Genomic DNA, 1,506 nt, shown 5'->3' with positions numbered 1-1,506 from the left:
CGCCGTAACGGCGAGCCGCCCGTTCCTTGTACAGAGCGGACCACGACAGGTGGTCCCGGACCGACGCAGGAGAGGTGTACTCACGCATGGCTGACTACTCGCTTCCGGATCTGCCCTACGACTACGCGGCTCTCGAGCCGCACATCTCGGGCCGGATCATGGAGCTGCACCATGACAAGCACCACGCCGCGTACGTGACGGGCGCGAACACCGCCCTCGAGAAGCTCGCGGCAGCCCGTGCGGCCGACGACTTCGCCGCCGTGAACCTGCACGAGAAGAACCTCGCGTTCAACCTCGGCGGACACGTCAACCACTCCGTCTTCTGGCAGAACCTCTCCCCCGACGGCGGTGACAAGCCGACCGGTGAGCTGGGCGCTGCGATCGACGAGTTCTTCGGCTCGTTCGAGGCGTTCCAGAAGCACTTCGCCGCCAACGCGATCGGGATCCAGGGCTCCGGCTGGTCGATCCTCGCGTGGGACTCCATCGGCCAGAAGCTCGTGATCGTGCAGCTGTACGACCAGCAGAGCAACATCGCGCTCGGTCTCGTGCCGGTCGTCGTCCTCGACATGTGGGAGCACGCCTTCTACCTCGACTACGTCAACGTCAAGGCGGACTACGTCAAGGCGTGGTGGAACATCGTCAGCTGGGCTGACGCGGCCGCTCGCTTCGACCGTGCACGGACGCAGACGGCGGGCCTCATCATCCCCGTCTGACCCTGCTGTGACGCCTGAGGGCCGCCTCCCCTGCAGAGGCGGCCCTCAGGCATGTCCGAGGCGGGTCAGGAGTTCGGTTGCAGCGTCCCGATCTCGACGCCGTTCTCGTCGGCGAAGATCAGGTTCTCACCTTCGACGGTTGCCTTCACCGCGAGCGACAGCCATGTGTCGACGCTCTGGCAGGCCATCCGCGTGGTGGCCCACTCCCCGAACGCCACCTGGGTCCYGTTCTGCTCCCAGGTGCCGACCATCCGGTTGCACCCGTCGGTCCCGGTGGCCGTGCCGTCCTCGGTCAGGTCGAGCGAGGCGATCCCTTCGGTGTCCTGCATACCCCACAGGCCGGTGACGTCCTCGACAGCGGCGCTGCCCGTCGAGGCGTCCGCGCAGCCCCCCAGAGCCGCACCTGCGAACGCGAGGGCGAGGAGCGAGGCGGTCACCCGGGACCGGATCACTCAGACTTCTCCAAGGTCCCGATCTTCTTGTCGCCGTCGCCCAGGATCGTCATCTCGTCACCGTCGACGGTCGCCGACTCGGCTCCCGAGAGCCAGGTGTCGACGTCCTCGCAGGCCATCATCGTCGCCGCGATGTCGCCGAAGTCGACCTCGGTGCCGTCGACCTCCCACGATCCCGTCAGCTGGTTGCAGCCGTCGCTTCCGGTGAGGCCGCCGTCCTCGGCGAGCTCCAGGTAGACCCGTGGCTCTGAGTCCGCCTGCTCCCACCCGCCTTCGACGTCGGTCGGGGAGAGCTCAGCGCCCGAGCCTGAGCTGCTCGCGCACCCGGCGAGCACACCCCC

General features: G+C 67.7%; 3 protein-coding genes. 1 reads left to right on the top strand and 2 read right to left on the bottom strand.

From position 1 onward, the window contains the following. Nucleotides 1-86: 86 nt before the first annotated feature. Entirely contained in the window at nucleotides 87-713 is a 627-nt protein-coding gene (locus ACXJKF_RS22170) for a superoxide dismutase (protein ID WP_456789906.1), read from the top strand. 65 nt (nucleotides 714-778) lie between these two features. Here ACXJKF_RS22170 and ACXJKF_RS22165 read toward each other — a convergent pair whose 3' ends face one another. Beyond that, nucleotides 779-1,165, bottom strand: a complete 387-nt coding sequence (locus tag ACXJKF_RS22165; protein WP_456789905.1) for an META domain-containing protein — start codon at nucleotides 1,163-1,165, stop codon at nucleotides 779-781. Further along, nucleotides 1,162-1,506: META domain-containing protein (locus tag ACXJKF_RS22160; protein WP_456789904.1), on the bottom strand; the 345-nt coding region annotated here is incomplete at its 5' end. The genes ACXJKF_RS22165 and ACXJKF_RS22160, both read right to left, overlap by 4 nt.

Source organism: Cellulomonas sp. P5_C5 (genome assembly GCF_054049655.1).
The sequence above is the reverse complement of the archived record's forward strand: the minus strand, read 5'-3'. Positions and strand labels throughout refer to the sequence as shown.

What these genes read in the sequence shown, in the direction of transcription:
- ACXJKF_RS22170 (WP_456789906.1), top strand. Translation starts at nt 87, where the DNA reads ATGGCTGACTACTCGCTTCCGGATCTGCCCTACGACTACGCGGCTCTC.